14 protein-coding genes are annotated in these 15,857 nt (G+C 61.9%); 9 read left to right on the forward strand and 5 right to left on the reverse strand.

The annotated features are described in order from the left end of the window. The first annotated feature begins 375 nt into the window (after window positions 1-375). Window positions 376-1,668, forward strand: a complete 1,293-nt coding sequence (locus tag CGX12_RS11040; protein WP_094039938.1) for an NCS2 family permease — start codon at window positions 376-378, stop codon at window positions 1,666-1,668. A 108-nt stretch (window positions 1,669-1,776) separates the two neighbouring features. On the opposite strand, the gene CGX12_RS11045 is transcribed toward CGX12_RS11040, so the two are convergent. The 4 genes from CGX12_RS11045 to asnS all read right to left on the reverse strand — a co-directional run bounded on the left by CGX12_RS11045 (window position 1,777) and on the right by asnS (window position 7,601). Further along, window positions 1,777-3,204, reverse strand: coding sequence for a carbon starvation CstA family protein (locus CGX12_RS11045; RefSeq protein ID WP_094039939.1), 1,428 nt, complete (start codon window positions 3,202-3,204; stop codon window positions 1,777-1,779). Between the two features lie 148 nt (window positions 3,205-3,352). After that, the gene (btsR, locus tag CGX12_RS11050) at window positions 3,353-4,066 is read right to left on the reverse strand and encodes a two-component system response regulator BtsR (protein WP_094039940.1); all 714 of its coding nucleotides are present in this window, start codon (window positions 4,064-4,066) and stop codon (window positions 3,353-3,355) included. Beyond that, on the reverse strand, window positions 4,063-5,739 hold the full coding sequence (locus CGX12_RS11055; protein WP_094039941.1) for a sensor histidine kinase: 1,677 nt from the start codon (window positions 5,737-5,739) through the stop codon (window positions 4,063-4,065). The genes btsR and CGX12_RS11055 overlap by 4 nt, the downstream gene beginning before the upstream one ends. A gap of 461 nt (window positions 5,740-6,200) precedes the next feature. Continuing rightward, window positions 6,201-7,601, reverse strand: coding sequence for an asparagine--tRNA ligase (gene asnS / locus CGX12_RS11060; protein WP_094039942.1), 1,401 nt, complete (start codon window positions 7,599-7,601; stop codon window positions 6,201-6,203). A gap of 120 nt (window positions 7,602-7,721) precedes the next feature. Here asnS and CGX12_RS11065 point away from each other — a divergent pair, with 120 nt between their 5' ends. From CGX12_RS11065 to CGX12_RS11080, 4 genes are all read left to right on the forward strand, one after another. Next, entirely contained in the window at window positions 7,722-8,066 is a 345-nt protein-coding gene (locus tag CGX12_RS11065) for a hypothetical protein (protein ID WP_094039943.1), read from the forward strand. 189 nt (window positions 8,067-8,255) lie between these two features. Further along, a complete protein-coding gene (locus tag CGX12_RS11070; protein ID WP_254918272.1) occupies window positions 8,256-9,566 on the forward strand; it encodes a L,D-transpeptidase family protein in 1,311 nt (436 codons plus the stop codon). 204 nt (window positions 9,567-9,770) lie between these two features. Then, window positions 9,771-10,010 (forward strand): Flp family type IVb pilin, encoded by a 240-nt coding sequence (locus tag CGX12_RS20095; protein WP_094039944.1) that lies wholly within the window; start codon window positions 9,771-9,773, stop codon window positions 10,008-10,010. 82 nt (window positions 10,011-10,092) lie between these two features. Then, window positions 10,093-10,410 (forward strand): Flp family type IVb pilin, encoded by a 318-nt coding sequence (locus CGX12_RS11080; protein WP_094039945.1) that lies wholly within the window; start codon window positions 10,093-10,095, stop codon window positions 10,408-10,410. Between the two features lie 96 nt (window positions 10,411-10,506). On the opposite strand, the gene CGX12_RS11085 is transcribed toward CGX12_RS11080, so the two are convergent. After that, window positions 10,507-12,045 carry an ATP-binding protein gene (locus CGX12_RS11085; RefSeq protein WP_094039946.1) on the reverse strand — a complete coding sequence of 513 codons (1,539 nt, stop codon included), beginning with the start codon at window positions 12,043-12,045 and terminating at the stop codon, window positions 10,507-10,509. A 723-nt stretch (window positions 12,046-12,768) separates the two neighbouring features. Here CGX12_RS11085 and CGX12_RS11090 point away from each other — a divergent pair. The 4 genes from CGX12_RS11090 (at window position 12,769) to cpaB (ending at window position 15,829) form a co-directional block, all read left to right on the forward strand. Further along, window positions 12,769-12,978, forward strand: a complete 210-nt coding sequence (locus CGX12_RS11090; RefSeq protein WP_094039947.1) for a pilus assembly protein — start codon at window positions 12,769-12,771, stop codon at window positions 12,976-12,978. Between the two features lie 59 nt (window positions 12,979-13,037). Further along, on the forward strand, window positions 13,038-13,556 hold the full coding sequence (locus CGX12_RS11095) for a prepilin peptidase (protein WP_094039948.1): 519 nt from the start codon (window positions 13,038-13,040) through the stop codon (window positions 13,554-13,556). Between the two features lie 199 nt (window positions 13,557-13,755). Then, window positions 13,756-14,994, forward strand: a complete 1,239-nt coding sequence (locus tag CGX12_RS11100; RefSeq protein ID WP_094039949.1) for a DUF8689 domain-containing protein — start codon at window positions 13,756-13,758, stop codon at window positions 14,992-14,994. Window positions 14,995-15,043: 49 nt separating this feature from the next. Next, on the forward strand, window positions 15,044-15,829 hold the full coding sequence (cpaB, locus tag CGX12_RS11105) for a Flp pilus assembly protein CpaB (RefSeq protein ID WP_094039950.1): 786 nt from the start codon (window positions 15,044-15,046) through the stop codon (window positions 15,827-15,829). Window positions 15,830-15,857 lie beyond the last annotated feature (28 nt).

A 15,857-nucleotide genomic window follows, 5' to 3' on the forward strand; every position in this document is an offset into this window, starting at 1 on the left:
GCCCCAGGGCCAGGCCGGTAAAACCGGTGACGCCGGCAAAATCCACGCCACCGCGGTGCGCATCGCCGGCGGCGCCATGGCCGGCGCCGGCCTGCTCGCGGCGATATAAGCTAACGCCCCAATGACCCGTGCCATGCCCGGGTCCGGAAGGCGACGGCCACCCCTGGAGCGCAGGCGGCTCGCCTGCCTTCCCGCGCAGCGGGAACCTGCGGCCTTGGCAAGCCATGCCTTAACCACAGGCGTACCATCATGCGGGCGGGCCGCCCGCGCCCCACGGCCCTGTCCCGCCGGTCAACTGGCCGGTCCTGTCATTGCCAAAGGCCCCTTTTGAGTCGATAATTTCCTATTCCAACAACCTGTTCAGAGCAATCCCCCATGCTGGATAAATACTTTCATTTAAAGGAACTGAATACCGATGTGCGCCGCGAGGTGGTGGCCGGGATCACCACCTTCCTCACCATGGCCTATATCATCTTCGTCAACCCGGCCATCCTGGCCGATGCGGGCATGGACCGCGGCGCCGTCTTCGTGGCCACCTGCCTGGCCGCCGCCATCGGCTGCTTTATCATGGGGCTCTGGGCCAACTATCCCATCGCCCTGGCGCCGGGCATGGGGCTCAACGCCTTCTTCACCTATACGGTGGTGCTCACCGAAGGCTACAGCTGGCAGGCCGCCCTGGGGGCGGTGTTCTTCTCCGGCTGTATCTTCGTGCTGCTCAGCCTGCTCAAGGTGCGGGAGTGGATCATCAACTCCATTCCGGGGCCGCTCAAGATTGGCATCGCCGCCGGCATCGGCTTGTTCCTGGCGCTGATCGGCCTTAAAAACGCCGGCATCATCGTCGACCACCCGGCCACCCTGGTGTCGCTCGGCGACGTCACCAGCCTGCCGGTGGGCCTGGCGACGCTGGGCTTTTTCCTGATCATCGGCTTGGCGGCGCGCGGCATGCGCGGCGCCGTGATGATCGGCATCCTGGTGATCACCGGCCTGGGCATCGCCTTCGGCGACGTGCAGTATCACGGCATCATGTCCGCTCCGCCGTCCATCCTGCCGACCTTTATGCAGCTGGATATCGCCGGCGCCTTCAATGTGGGCATGCTGTCGGTGATCTTCGCCTTCCTGTTCGTAGATCTGTTTGACACCTCAGGCACCCTGATCGCCGTGGCCCAGCGTGCCAAGCTGCTGGACGAGCAGGGCCGGCTGCCGCGCCTGGGCCGCGCCCTGCTGGCCGACAGTACCGCCTCCATCACCGGCTCCATGCTGGGTACCTCCACCACCACTTCCTACGTGGAAAGCGCCGCCGGGGTGGCGGTGGGCGGGCGCAGCGGCCTCACCGCCGTGGTCACCGGCCTGATGTTTATCCTGGCCTTGCTGTTCTCGCCCCTGGCTGGCATGGTGCCGGCCTACGCCACCGCCGGTGCCCTGGTGTACGTGGCGGTGCTGATGATGGCCCAGCTCAGCCACCTGCACTGGGACGACGTGACCGAAGCGGTGCCCGCGGTGGTGGTGGTGGCCATGATGCCCTTCACCTTCTCCATCGCCCACGGCATCGCCCTGGGTTTTATCAGCTATGTGGGGGTCAAGCTGCTGGCCGGCCGGGCCGCCGAGATCAGCCCCACCGTCTGGGTGCTGGCCCTGCTCTTCGTGGTGAAGTTTGCGGTAGGCCTGTAACCCGTGCCGGGTTCGGTCGAATAAATTCGACCCTACGGAGCCTGCAGCCCCAGGCGACAACAAAAAAGCCCCGGAAATCCGGGGCTTTTTGCGCTTTGGCTGGTTGTATCAGGGCTGCTCTTCCACCGTGGCCGGGGTGCCGGCCGGGCGGTATTTCAGCAGGAAGGCGACGGTGAAGGCCAGGGCCACGCCCAGGCCGATCAGGGTGGCCGGCTGTATCCCCAGGCCGAAGCCGATTTCCGCATGGGCCAGGTAGGTGAAGGTGACCGCGGTCATAAAGATGGCGGGCAGGGTGCATACCCAGTGCAGCTTGCCTTCCCTGGCCAGGTAGGCGGCGGCGGCCCACAGCATGATCATGGCGGTGGTCTGGTTGGCCCAGCCGAAGTAGCGCCAGATCACGCCGAACTCGGCCTGGGTGATCAGGTAGCCGACCACGAACATGGGCAGGGCGATCAGCAGCCGCTTGGGCAGGGACTGCTGGGGCAGCTTGAGGAAGTCGGCGATGATCAGGCGGGCGCTGCGAAAGGCGGTGTCGCCCGAGGTGATCGGCAGTATCACCACGCCCAGTATCGCCAGCACGCCGCCCACCATGCCCAGCAGGCTGGTGGAAACCTGGTGCACCACGGCGGCCGGGCCGCCGCTGGCCAGCACCGCGTTCAGCGCCTCCGGGCTTTCATAGAAGGAGATGCCGAGGCTGCACCAGATAAGCGCTATCACCCCTTCGCCGATCATGGCGCCGGTGAAGATAAAACGGCCGGAGCGCTCATTTTGCATGCAGCGGGCCATCAGCGGGGACTGGGTGGCGTGGAAGCCGGACACGGCGCCGCAGGCGATGGTGATAAACAGCAGTGGCCACAGGGGCAGGCCGTCCGGATGCAGGTTGCCGAAGTCGAGCCCGCCCGAGTGGAAGCCGTTGCCGCTGGCAAACTGGCCCAGCAGCAGGCCCACCGACATAAATACCAGCAGGGCGCCGAAGATGGGGTAGAGGCGGCCGATGATTTTGTCGATCGGCACCAGGGTGGCGATGATGTAATAGGCGAAGATGGCGGCGACCCAGGCGGCCACCGTGGTGCCGGAGAGATCGCCCAGCAGCTTGGCCGGGCCGAGCACGAACACCACGCCCACCAGCAACAGCAGCAGCACGGCGAAGATATTCATAAAGTGCTTGGCGAAGCTGCCCAGTTGCTGGCCGACCACGGTCGGCACCGAGGCGCCCCTGGCCCTGACCGACAGCATGCCGGAAAAGTAGTCGTGCACGGCGCCGGCGAAGACGCAGCCGAACACTATCCAGAGCATGGCCACGGGGCCGTAGAGGGCACCCAGTATGGGGCCGAAGATGGGACCCAGGCCGGCGATGTTCAGCAACTGCACCAGGTAGACCTTCTTGTCCGACATGGGCACATAGTCGACCCCGTCGGCCATGGTGACCGCCGGGGTATCCAGCTCGGGCCGGGGCCCGAACAGGCGCTCGATGAACTTTCCGTAGGTGAAGTAACCGGCAATCAAGAGGCCGATACATAGTAAAAGCCACGTCATAACACTGCTCCTTGTCTGTGAACGGGTTGTTAACGGATTGCAGTGTAAGGATCCGGCCGGCAAAGTCCCGGCCTTATTGGGTGAGCGGTCATATGGCCCGCCGAGCGGCAAGGCCCCCTTCCGGAGCTGGGCCGGAAGGTGAGCGCTATCACGTTGCGGTGAAGCCGAAATGGTCCTTGAGAAACTTCAGGTAGCGGCGGCTGACCGGCAGGGCGTGGCCATGGCGGGTCTTGAGTTCGGCGGCGTGGTTGTCCAGCAGGGTGATTTCGCGGATCGCCTCGCCACGGACCAGGTACTGGCGGTGAATGCGCAGCAGGGGGCTGCGCGACTCCAGCGCCTTGAGGGTGAGCTGGGCGTGGTAGGTGGCCTCGGCGGTCACCAGGTGGACGCCGCCGAGATCCGAATAGGCGTACTCCACCTCGTCGATGGGCACCAGGCGGATGCGCTGGTGCTGGTAGCAGGGCACCATCCGCAGGGGCGGGGTCACCGCCGCCAGATCCTGGGGCGCCAGCGCCTGGGACAAACGGGCCAGGGTCTTGTGCAACCGGGCCGGGGCCACGGGCTTGAGCAGGTAGTCGAAGGCGTTGTCCTCGAAGGCCTGCACCGCATAGTCGTCGAAGGCGGTGACGAACACCACCCGGGGCATGCGGGCGGGATCGAGCAGGGCCAGCAGCTCCAGCCCGCTGACCTTGGGCATCTGGATATCGAGGAAGACCACATCGGGCCGCAGCCGGTTGAGCAGGGCCAGCGCCTCCAGGGCATTGCCGGCCTGTGCCAGCACGGTGATGTTTTCGGCGCGCAGCAGCTCGGCCAGCTCGGCGCGGGCATAGGGTTCGTCGTCGACGATAAGGGCACTGATCATGGGTTGTCCTCCGTAACAGGCAGTGACACCGTGACCCGGGTCCACTGTTCCGGCTCGCATTCTATCTGCACCCCGTACTGGTCGCCATAGAGGGACTTGACCCTCTTGTCGACCAGGCCGAGGCCGAGCCCGTCCGACCGGGCGGCGGGCTGGTAGTTGCCGGCGTTATCGGTGATCCGCAGCCGTATCTGTTCGCCCTCCCGCCGTGCCTCTACCCGGATATCGCCCTGCTCCAGCAGGGTGGAGGTGCCGTGCTTGATGGCGTTTTCGATGATGGGCTGCAGGGTGAAGGTGGGCAGTTGCTGCCCCAGCAGGGCCTCGGGCACGTCGAAGCCGACCCTGAGCCGGTCGCTGAAGCGGGCCTGCTCTATTGCCAGGTAAGCCTGCACGTGCTCCAGCTCTTCCTTCAGGGTGGTGCGCTCGCCGGAGCGCTTGAGGTTCTTGCGGAAAAAATGGGACAGGTGCAGCAGCAGGCCCCTGGCCTTGTCCGGATCCAGCCGGATGATGGCGCCGATGGTGTTGAGCGCGTTGAACAGGAAGTGGGGGTTGACCTGGGCGTGGACCAGCTTCAGTTCGGCCTGGGTCAGCAACTGCTGCTGGCGCTCCAGCTGGCCGCTCAAGATCTGGTGGGCCATCAGCTCGGCGATGCCTTCGCCCAGGGTGCGGTTGATCTTGAGGAACAGCCGTTTCTTGGGCTCGTAGAGCTTGATGGTACCGAGGATGCCGTTGCAGCCCTTGATGGGGATCACCAGCACCGAGCCCAGCTTGCAGTCGGCGGCGAGGGAGCAGGCATAGGGCGTTTGGTAACCGTCGGCGAACTTCACCTGCTGATCCGCTATCGCCTCCAGGGTCAGGGCCGAGGAAATGGGGGTGCCCGGCCGGTGGTGCTCGTGGCCCAGGCCGGTGAAGGCCAGGATCTTTTCCCGGTCGGTAATGGCCACGGCGGCGACCCCGATCTCCTGATGCAGTATGCGGCAGATCTGCTCGGCCGACTCCCGGCCGAAGCCCCTGGCCATGATGCCCACGGTGCGGCGGGCGATGGCCAGGGCCCTGGCCGAATAGGCGCTGGAGAATTCTTCACGCATGGTCTTCTGGTCGCGGATCATGCTGATAAAGAGCGCGGCGCCGGTGGCGTTGGCGAGCAGCATGGGCAGGGCGATCACCTGCACCAGGGCCCAGGCCTGCTCGAAGGGGCGGGCGACCAGCAGTATGGTGCCCATCTGCAGGGCCTCCGCCGCCAGGGTGGTAAAGAAGGCGATGCGGGGGGAAAAGAGGGCGCCGATATCGCCCTTCCTCACCAGCCAGTAGTGCACCAGGCCGCCCAGCAGTCCCTCCAGGGTGGTGGAGATGGCGCAGGCCAGGTCGGTAAAGCCGCCCATGGAATAACGGTGCAGGCCGCCGGTGAGGCCGACCAGAAAACCGATGACGGGCCCGCCCAGCAGGCCGCCCAGCACGGCCCCCACCGCCCGGGTGTTGGCGATGGCGTCCTGCACCGCCAGGCCGAAGTAGCTGCCCATGATGCAGAAACCGGAGAACACAAAATAGATCAGCAGCTTGTGCGGCAAGCGCATGGAGTAGTTGGCCATGGGCCTGAACAGCGGCGACTTGGAAAACAGATAGGCGATCACCAGAAAGACGCTCATCTGCTGCAGCAGGGAGAGGATCAACAACATCCGCAAGGCTCCTCGGGGTCGGCTCCGTCCGGCCTCGGTGGCCGGCATGGTTCAAGAGGCCATTGTCGGCCCTGAGCGGCGGCAAGTAAATGCGGGTAGCGTTGGAGCGGTAGGGGCGTCGTAGGGTCGACTTCAGTCGACCAAGCCCCCGGCACCGGTGGTGGAAAGGTCCATTGAAATGGACCCTACAACAAACCCCAACGCCGTTGGTGGGATGGTCCATTGAAATGGACCCTACAACAAACCCCAACGCCGTTGGTGGGATGGTCCATTGAAATGGACCCTACAACAACCCCCAACGCCGTTGGTGGGATGGTCCATTGAAATGGACCCTACGGACGGAGGTGTCTGTAGGGTCGAATTTATTCGACCGACCACGGCGTCGTTGGCGGGATGGTCCATTGAAATGGACCCTACAACAACCCCCGGCGGCGCAGCCGGGGGAATCCTCAACCGGCCGGTTAAAACTCGGCGTTGCGCGGGGTGCGGGGGAAGGGGATCACGTCGCGCACGTTGGCCATGCCGGTCACGTAGGCCACCAGGCGCTCGAAGCCCAGCCCAAAGCCGGAGTGGGGCACGGTGCCGTAGCGGCGCAGATCCCGGTACCACCAGTAGTCTTCCTTGTTCAGGCCCATCTCTTCCATGCGCCGGTCCAGCACCTCCAGCACTTCTTCCCGCTGGGAGCCGCCGATGATCTCGCCGATGCCCGGGGCCAGCACGTCCATCGCCGCCACGGTCTCGCCGTCCGGGTTCAGCTTCATGTAGAAGGCCTTGATGTGCCGCGGGTAGTTTTTCACCACCACCGGCGCCTTGAAGTGCTCTTCCGCCAGGTAGCGCTCGTGCTCGGAGGAGAGGTCGATGCCCCATTCCACCGGGAACTCGAAGGTGCGGCCGCTTTCCTGCAGGATGCGCACCGCGTCGGTGTAGTCCACCTGGGCGAAGTCTTTTTCCACAAAATCCTGCAACCGGGTGACCACCTCCTTGTTGACCCGCTCGGCGAAGAAGCTCATGTCGTCCATGCGCTCTTCCAGCACGGCCCGGAACACATACTTCAGCATGTCTTCGGCCAGGGCGGCGATGTCGTTCAGATCGGCGAAGGCCACTTCCGGCTCGATCATCCAGAATTCGGCCAGGTGGCGGCTGGTGTTGGAGTTCTCGGCGCGGAAAGTGGGGCCGAAGGTGTAGATCTTGCTCAGGGCGCAGGCGTAGGTTTCGCCGTTCAGCTGGCCGGACACGGTAAGGAAGGCCTCCTTGCCGAAGAAGTCTTCACTGAAGTCCACATAGCCCTTGTCGGTGCGCGGCAGGTTGTGCAGATCCAGGGTGGACACCCGGAACATCTCGCCGGCGCCTTCGGTGTCGGCGGCGGTGATGATGGGGCTGGCCACCCAGATGTAGCCGCGCTCGTGGAAGAAGCGGTGAATGGCCTGGGACAGGCAGTTGCGCACCCGGGCCACGGCGCCGATCAGGTTGGTGCGCGGGCGCAGGTGGGCGTATTCGCGCAGGTATTCGATGGAGTGGCGCTTGGCGGCCATGGGGTAGGTATCGGGATCGTCCACCCAGCCCACCACCTTCACCTCGGTGGCCTGCAGCTCGAAAGCCTGGCCCTGGCCCTGGGATTCGGCCACGGTGCCGGTCACTTCCACGGAGCAGCCGGTAGTCAGACGCACCACTTCAGACTGATAATTCGCCACGTTATTGGGCACCACGGCCTGCACCGGATGGAAGCAGCTGCCGTCGTGTACCGCCAAAAACGAAATGCCCGCCTTGGAGTCACGGCGAGTACGAATCCACCCCTTTACGGTCAGGGTGGTACCAACGGGGTATTTGCCCGCCAGCACATCTGCAACGGATGCGTGGGTCATCTTGAATCGCTCTCCAGCTTTAAACTAAGTCGGCGCCCGGCCGATAGACTATACATAAGGGGGCTAATGTTACCCTTGTAGCCTCAGGACTCAAGCAAAAGATGTGCGTGGAGGTGGCCCATGGTACAACGACGCATCGACTGGCTGGGCCGGCTGCTGGCCGGCATGACCCTGGGGGGCTGGGCGCTTTACGTCCTGCTGCTGATCCTGTTCCACTACGGCCGCCCCGAGCAGGAATTCGGCTACCTGCGCTACCTGGAGGTGGAGGTGCGCACCCACTGGCTGAGCCTGCCCACCTACTGGTTTCATGTCGGCATCTGGGGGGCCCTGGGGCTGGCGGTGACCACCTTCACCCTGGTGCACCTCAAGGGGCGGCGCCACAGCCAGTACCTTAAGGTATATCTCGTTATGCTGGCCGCGGCCGCCACCTTTACCCTGCTGCTGTTCTATTTTTATCCGGAGTAGCCGTTGCCATCCCTCGTCGCCTGGGCAGTGCTTGGGTTTATCCTCCCAACTGAACGATGACGAGCCGTACTGATTTCCGACTGCGCGATGCTTGCCGTACCTTCCCCGTCTCTGCTGCGTATGTAATACCACCGCCGCCTGCCGTTTTATCGCCCATACTTAACCCAACCATGTTCCCAGGGAGGGGAGATGATGTTGCGTTTATTCATGGTGCTTTTGCTGTTCATCGCGCCGCTGCAGGCCGCCGAGCCGCTGCGCTGGCACGGCGGCAACGGCCTGAACGAGGCCGGCCAACTGCTGCACGACCTGCTGCTGCCCGAGCCCCGGACCTTTGCCGCCATGAGCCCGGCCGAGCGGGATGCCTGGCTTGGCCGGGAATGGCGCCGGGTGCTGGATGAGCGGGCACGCTTCGCCCAGTATCGCCTGCCGCCGGAGCGGGGCCTGGCCGGGTACGAGCAGGCCCTGGAAGGCGGCGACCTCGTCGCTTATTTGCGCCGCCAGCAACCCGATTACGCCGGTTACCGGCAGCTAAGGCAGCACTACCTGGCCCTGGCGCAGGTCAATCACCATACCCCCTTGCCGCCCGGGTCCGAGGTGCGCCCCGGCGAGCGGGATGCTTCCATTCCCGCCCTGCGCCAACGCCTGCTTGAGCTGGGCCATGCCCTGCCGCCGCCGCGCGGCCGGGCGGATGCCCTGGATGCCACCTTGAGCGAGGTGCTGAAAAACCTGCAACAGGCCCATGGCCTGGCGGCCAACGGCCGGCTGAACGATGAAACCCGGGCCATTCTTTCCCGCTCCCCGGCCGAGGTGCGGGCCGAGCTGCGCCATAACCTGCGCCGCTGGCTGCTGCTGCCGCCAGCAGCACCCGACCGCTACGTGCTGGTGAATATTCCCGCCTACCGGCTGACCCTGGTGCAGAACCACCAGCCCGCGCTCAGCATGAGGGTAATAGTGGGCCGGCCCGACTGGCCCACCCCCGCCTTGTCCACCTATATTGACGGCCTCAAGGTCAACCCCGACTGGACGCCCACCGCCAATATCATCCGGGAAGATCTGCTGCCGGCCCAGCGGCGGGACAGCGGCTTTCTTTCCCGCAATGGCTTCAGCGTGTGGCTGCCGGGGGAGGGCAGTGGCCAGGATCCCGGCACCATCGACTGGCTGCAGCCGCCACCGGGGCTGCGCCTGGTGCAGGCCCCCGGGCCCAACAACGCCCTGGGCAAGCTCAAGTTCGAGATGCATAACCGCTTTGACGTATACCTGCACGACACCCCCGACAAGCGCCTGTTCGGTGAGGCCGACCGGGCCCTGAGCCACGGCTGCGTGCGCCTGGCCGAGCCCGAGCGCCTGGCCGCCGGTTTGGGCTGGTCTTTGCCGCCGGGCTCGCAAACCCGCATCTTGCCGCCGCCGGGGCGGGTGCCCGTGTACCTGGTGTACTTTACCGCCTGGGTGGAGCAGGGCCGCCTGGTGTTTGCCAGGGATATTTATGGGAAGAATGTATAGGGCGTGAGGGGTGAGGCGTGAAGGGTGAGGGGCCCTTGTAGGGTCGAATTTATTCGACCAAGGGGCTACCCGTCCCCCAAAGGGAGAAGTGGAGCGCAGGCGGCCCGCCTGCATTCCCGCGCAGCGGGAAGCCGTGCAAGGAGTGTTGCAGGGGCAATTTATTCGCCCAAGGGGCCTTTCGCCCGCCGGCCACAAGGACGCCATATGCTGGTTGAACAGTTCAGTCTCCTGCTGACGGACGAGCAGGGCATGACCAAAGTGGAATACGCCGTGGCCGGCGCCCTGCTGGCCATTGCCGTGATCCTGGCCTTCGACCAGCTCGGTGGCGCCGTGGGCAGGGCCATTTTTTACCTGGCGGAGCTGCTGAAAGACGCGCCCGCTCCATTGCCCGAGGAACTGCCCCCGGACAACACCGGGGATAAGGACGGGGATAAGGAAGAGTAGATACACACACGCAACGGGGTAATGGCAAGTCAACACAAACCGGCGCCGGGATGGCGCCGTAAATGGCATAAGGAACAATGCGATGCGTGCAACCATTTCGGTAAAACGGCGCCGCCGCCAGGGCGGTATCACCACCCTGGAATATGCGGTGGCCGGCGCCCTTATCTCAGTGGCGGTGGTGGCCTCTTACGGCAACCTGGGCCTGGTGGTGGGGGAGAGCATAGGCATGCTGGCGGCCCGGCTTGGTGGGGACGCACCGGTGCCCGACACGGGCACGCCGGTATCGGGCGGGGCCGAGCAGCCCGGCACGGACGCCCCCCAACCCGGCGACGAAGAACTGGGGGAAGTAAGCGACAACAAGAAACCCGGCAAGCGCTTGGCGAAGGGAAAAGACAAATAACGAGGTACCAGCCATCGGCGCCGGCGAAGCGGAGCGCAGGCGGCCCGCCTGCATTTCGCGCGCAGCGCGAACTCCGGCCAACCCCAGATGCCGGGCTTACGCCAACTCCCGCTCAAAGGCCACAATTTGCCGCTGTTCGCGGGAGAACTCCACCCCAATCAGGTGGATGGGCAGGCCCTGGGCGCGGTATTTTTCCGCGTAGTCGCGGTCTTTAAGCTGCTGCAGCGCCTTGCCCCCGGGCACCTGCTCCACCACCTTGAACTCGAACAGGTAGACATGGCCGTTGAACTCCACCGCCATATCCACCTTGCCGGTGTTGGAGGCATCCTCCACCGTTACCCGCAGCCCCAGGGCGGCGATATGGCTGTAGAACACGCTGGCGTAGTGGCCCTCGTATTTGGCGATGGGATTATTGCGATACCAGTCGTGGGGTAGCGCCGCGAACAGGGAGCGAAAATGCTGCTCCAGGCCGGTAAAATCATTGGCCTGCAGTAACCGCAGCACGCGAATGGTGGGCTCGGTGCCAGCCACGCCCAGGCTGGGCAGCAGCGCCTGGTTAAGGCTGGCCTCCACCTCCCGGTTGGGATAGCCCAGGGTATAGAGCCAGTAGCTCGGCACCGGCTCTTCCTTGCGGCGGATGGTGAGGTAACCGGTCTGGAACAACAGCGCCTCGGTGCTGATGTCGTCCACGTCGAACCGCCCCAGCAGGCTGAGCGGGCTTTCCAGACGGTCCAGTTGCGGTGTGAAAAAACCCCGCTCCGCCAACATCTTTACCAAAAAGGTGGGCGTCGCACTCTCAAACCAATAGGCGCGAAACTCCCGTTTCTGCAACAGCAGCAGCACATCGAAGGGATTGTAGACCGCCTCGCCGCCCCAGTTGTAACCGTTGTACCAGGTTTTGATTTGCTCCCGGTCAAGCCCCGCCAGTTCGGGCGCGAACACCCTATCCACATCCTGCTCGGTATAGCCGCAAATGGCACTGAAGGGCGCATCCAGGGTGATGTCGTTGAGGTTATTCAGCCCCGAAAACAGACTGACCTTGCTGAACTTCGACACCCCGGTCAGCAGGCAAAAGCACAAATGCGGGTCGGCATCCTTCAGCACCGAATAGAGGTTTTTCAGCCCCTCGCGCAGCTCGGTGGCGACGGGGGCGTTGGTAATATTATCCAGAATCGGCTTGTCGTATTCGTCGATCAGCACCGCCACCCGCTCGCCATACAGCTCATGGGTGCGGCGGATAAGCTCGGCAAAGCGGCCGCCGATGGTCTGGTTGACCAGGGTGACGCCCAGCCGCACGGCCTGCTCGTTCAGTTGCTCGTGGATATTCTGATCCAGCAGTTCCCGTCCGTTCATCACCCCGCTGCCAAAGCCCAGACGGATCACCGGCCGGGGACGGGACCAGTCCCATTTATTGTGAATAAACAGGCCGCGGAACAGCGGCTCTTTCGCCTCGAACAGCTGGTGCAGGGTATCGAGCAGCAGGCTTTTGCCAAACCGGCGCGGGCGGGAGAGAAAGTAGTATTTTCCCTGCTCGATCAACTGGTGGATATAGGGCGTTTTGTCCACATAGTAATACCCCCCGGTGATAATTTCTCCGAGGGTTTGTATGCCAATGGGCAACTTGCGCTGGGCCATCTTGCTGCTCCCGCCAAACAGATAAGGCCGACAGTGTAGCACGGCCGCAAACCAACACCTCCTCCCCCTGGGCACGGAGAAGCGGACACCGAAACGGAGAAAAGCCAGGGCTGACGCATTTGTGCCGGTGGTGGAAAGGTCTATTGACATGGGCCCTACGACGGGCCCGGTGCATCCCGTGGGGTTGTCGTAGGGTCGAATTTATTGGCCAAGGGGCCTTCGTCCAACTGCCACAAGGACGCCATATCCAGTCTCCTCCCGCCCGTTTGCCCATATCACACAGACCTTGCGGCACCGGGCTCGCGGCCAGGGTTAGAATTTTTTCTAAAAAGCAACATGCCGGTTATTAGAGTGAACGCTTGATTTGGTGCTCAAGTGGCTCTTTTTTCATCTGCATAGCGGCGGTATCGCCCGGACTTTACGAAAAAATAGAAAGGAAAACGGCCAATGACGAAGGAACACACCTAAAAAAATCAACCCGGGCAAACTTTGATTACTTCCATCACTGCACTATACCTATTGTAAGCATTGCGCTTGGGGCCCGGAACCTGTCCGGAACATATAATCGAGCATGAAAGGAGGCGGCGCGACTATATGAGTAAATTGGGTATGCCAGGGGCATAACCGTAATTCCGGTAACTTCCGGGAAAATAAGTTTGCTAAATGTACTTTCCATAGCAATATGGGAATAAAAATACGCAATATGGATATGAGGGTATTTTTATGTTGATTGCAAAAGAATTGCTTCGCTTGGTAAATGATGAGGATGGTCTGACTACCGTTGAATATGCTGTAGCCGGCGCATTGGTTTCAGCAGCTGTTGTTGCTGCATTTTTCCAGTTGGGTAATCAAGTTGATAACACTATCGAAGAGCTATGTACAGCCGTTGCTACAACTGGTAGTACAGTCGATTGTGGCGCAGCAAGGCCTTAAAGTATGCACTGTTATGAGAGGGGCGTTTTAGCCCCTTTTTATAAGGCTATGGTGGGATTATGATACAGCTGCCATTGTTTATTTTTCTTGCCGTTGTTGTTTGGTTAGACCTAACTACTCATAAGATACCAAACTGGCTAACGCTGAGTTTTATTCCTGCGGCTTTTTTTTATAATAATTTCATTGGGCTTGGAGTGGCTTTTTCTTTATCCGGTTTGGTTTATTCTTTTATTTTGCTGTTTCCTCTTTTTTTCTTCCGCTTTTTGGCTGGTGGAGATATAAAACTGGGGTTGGCTATAGGAGCCTTTGTAGGGTGGCAAATTTTTTTGGAATCCCTGCTATACGGTCTTATGTTTGGTCTACCTTTGGTGTTGGTATTGGCTTGGCGGAAGGTGGGCTGGCAGGGCTTTAAGGAAACCTTTACCCGCTATGGCCTTATCCTGGGTACCCGCCGCTATCTGGCACCCATAGAGGGGGAGATGGCGGGGCTTAAGGTGCCCTATGGTCCTGCCCTGGCGATGGGCGCCGCCCTTGCGGTAGTGCTAAACCACTTTAATATTTTTACCCTGATTTCGTAGGGTCGAATTTATTCGACCGGCTATGCTTTATGGGGCGCTGATGGTCGAATAAATTCGGCCCTACAGAACGGACACGGCAGGGAGTGCCCCTGCCGCTGCTGCCGGCAACTTCCTGCTTCCGGCTTCAAGCTTCCAGCCTCCAGCTTCAAGCTTCCAGCCTCCGGCTTCAAGCTTCCGGCTCTTGCAAGGAGGAACAAGGATGTTGCTGCCCAAACCCCGAACCCTGGCCGAAACCGGCCTTTCCCGCGAGTTGCTGTTTCGCCTGATCCTGCGTCATTTGCAGGAAGAAGGCAGCCTCTCGCTGCCGATTTTAAGCGATCGGCTCTGCCTGCGCGGCAGCATTGTCGAGCCGCTGCTGCAGGAGCTGAAAACCCTGCAACTGGTGGAGGTACGCGCCTCGGGCCGGATGGACGAGCCCATCCGCTATGCGCTCACCAACAAGGGCCAGTACGAGGCCCAGGAAGTCAGCGCCCGGGACGGCTATATAGGCCCGGCGCCTATCCCCCTGGCCGACTACAACAAGCTGGTGCTGGCCCAGTCTTTGGGGGAGCGCAGCATCCGCCGCGAGCGGCTGCTGGCTGCACTGGACAATATGGTGATAAGCCAGGATCTTATCAACACCCTGGGGCCTGCGCTTAATTCACGCCGGCCCTTGCTTATCTACGGTCATGCGGGCACCGGTAAAAGCTTTTTATGCCACCGTTTCAATAAAATCTTCGACGAGCATATCTATGTGCCCCATGCCATAGCGGTGCAAAACACCATTATTCCGGTATTCGACCCCCTCTATCACTGGCGGGTGGATGAACATAATGAAAAGGAAAGGGACGGTCGCTATATCCCCTGCAAGCGCCCCCTGGTGATGGTGGGGGGCGAACTCAAGCTGGATATGCTGGAGGTGCATTTCGACCGGCAATCCCGGCAGTATAGCCCGCCTTTGCAACTCAAGGCCAATAACGGGGTGTTTTTAATCGACGACCTTGGTCGGCAGGGATTTTCCGCCGACGAGCTGTTCAACCGCTGGATAGTGCCCATGGAAGAACGACGGGACTTTCTCTCTTTGCCGAACGGATTGCATTTTGATATTCCCTTCGAGCAGATACTGGTGTTTTCCACCAACCTGGATCCGGAAACCATTGCCGACGAGGCCTTTTTGCGCCGCCTGGGCTACAAGATCCACCTGCAGGCCATGCCGGTGGAGCTTTACAAGCAGGTGTGGAATATGAACCTGGAAAAATACCAGCTGGTGGCCACCGAGCCATTATTCCGCTTTATGGTCGAGGAACTGCATGAAAACAGCGCCAAACCGCTGATTGCCTGTTACCCGAGGGATATTCTCGGCATAGCGCGAGATATCATGCATTTTAATGGCCAGGCCGGCCAGCCTTTGAGCGAAGAAATTTTGCGAAAAGCCTGGAACATGTATTGCGTGCACTGACTATACTCAGTGACGAGAATAAATAAACAGGGAAACCAAGGACAAGGTTATGAAAACACGTACCCTGCTGTTGTTTGTGCTGTCCGTGGCATTCGGCCTTGGTGCCGCCTGGATGGCGAACAACTGGCTCAACCAGCAAAATCGCGCCGCCCTGGCCCAGGCCGATGCCCAGTCCGCCCAGGTGGTGGTGGCCGCCATCGATCTGATCCCCGGCGCCCCCATAGAACCCCTGCACGTACAACTGAAAGAAATTGACTCCCGCCTGGTGCCGCCCGGCGCCCTGACCAGCCTGGACCAGGTGCAGAACATGGTGGCCAAAAACAACCTCTACCGCGGCGATGTGCTGCGCAAGGAGCGGCTGGCCCCCATCGGCCAGGGCAGCACCCTCTCGGTGCTGCTGGAGCCCGGCATGCGGGCGGTAACCGTGCGAGTGAACGACGTGATTGGCGTGGCCGGCTTTCTGCTGCCCGGCAACCGGGTCGACATTCTCTTTACCGAGGGCAACATGACCCGCACCGTGCTGCAAAACCTCAAGGTGCTGGCGGTGGATCAAACCCAGCATACCGATGAAAACCGGCCCAAGCTGGTGCGCGCCGTCACCCTGGAGGTAGACCCCGAGCAGGCCGAGCGGCTGGTTAACGCCAGCTCCAATGGCCGCATCCAGCTGGCCTTGCGCAACCCCAACGACGACCGGGATCTCGAGGTAACGGCGGCGCTCGACCCGGTGCCGGAGGCAGCACCTGAGCCGGCCGCGCCCCAGCCCAGGGAGCGGCGCCAGGCCACCATTGATCTTATCAAGGGCACCAGCCAGCAACAGATACCGGTTAAAAGCTGACACCACAAAATAAAAAAGTTCACACGGA

The sequence above is a fragment of the Zobellella denitrificans genome (assembly GCF_002237365.1).
GTDB classification, from domain to species: Bacteria; Pseudomonadota; Gammaproteobacteria; order Enterobacterales; family Aeromonadaceae; genus Oceanimonas; species Oceanimonas denitrificans.

Bases quoted from the DNA above. Each gene is read 5' to 3' on its own strand.
- CGX12_RS11045 (WP_094039939.1), bottom strand. From the start codon at position 3,204: ATGACGTGGCTTTTACTATGTATCGGCCTCTTGATTGCCGGTTACTTC.
- CGX12_RS11095 (WP_094039948.1), top strand. From the start codon at position 13,038: ATGATACAGCTGCCATTGTTTATTTTTCTTGCCGTTGTTGTTTGGTTA.
- CGX12_RS11085 (WP_094039946.1), bottom strand. From the start codon at position 12,045: ATGGCCCAGCGCAAGTTGCCCATTGGCATACAAACCCTCGGAGAAATT.
- CGX12_RS11040 (WP_094039938.1), top strand. From the start codon at position 376: ATGCTGGATAAATACTTTCATTTAAAGGAACTGAATACCGATGTGCGC.
- CGX12_RS11070 (WP_254918272.1), top strand. From the start codon at position 8,256: ATGATGTTGCGTTTATTCATGGTGCTTTTGCTGTTCATCGCGCCGCTG.
- btsR (WP_094039940.1), bottom strand. From the start codon at position 4,066: ATGATCAGTGCCCTTATCGTCGACGACGAACCCTATGCCCGCGCCGAG.
- CGX12_RS11080 (WP_094039945.1), top strand. From the start codon at position 10,093: ATGCGTGCAACCATTTCGGTAAAACGGCGCCGCCGCCAGGGCGGTATC.
- CGX12_RS11055 (WP_094039941.1), bottom strand. From the start codon at position 5,739: ATGTTGTTGATCCTCTCCCTGCTGCAGCAGATGAGCGTCTTTCTGGTG.
- CGX12_RS11065 (WP_094039943.1), top strand. From the start codon at position 7,722: ATGGTACAACGACGCATCGACTGGCTGGGCCGGCTGCTGGCCGGCATG.
- asnS (WP_094039942.1), bottom strand. From the start codon at position 7,601: ATGACCCACGCATCCGTTGCAGATGTGCTGGCGGGCAAATACCCCGTT.
- CGX12_RS11100 (WP_094039949.1), top strand. From the start codon at position 13,756: ATGTTGCTGCCCAAACCCCGAACCCTGGCCGAAACCGGCCTTTCCCGC.
- cpaB (WP_094039950.1), top strand. From the start codon at position 15,044: ATGAAAACACGTACCCTGCTGTTGTTTGTGCTGTCCGTGGCATTCGGC.
- CGX12_RS20095 (WP_094039944.1), top strand. From the start codon at position 9,771: ATGCTGGTTGAACAGTTCAGTCTCCTGCTGACGGACGAGCAGGGCATG.
- CGX12_RS11090 (WP_094039947.1), top strand. From the start codon at position 12,769: ATGTTGATTGCAAAAGAATTGCTTCGCTTGGTAAATGATGAGGATGGT.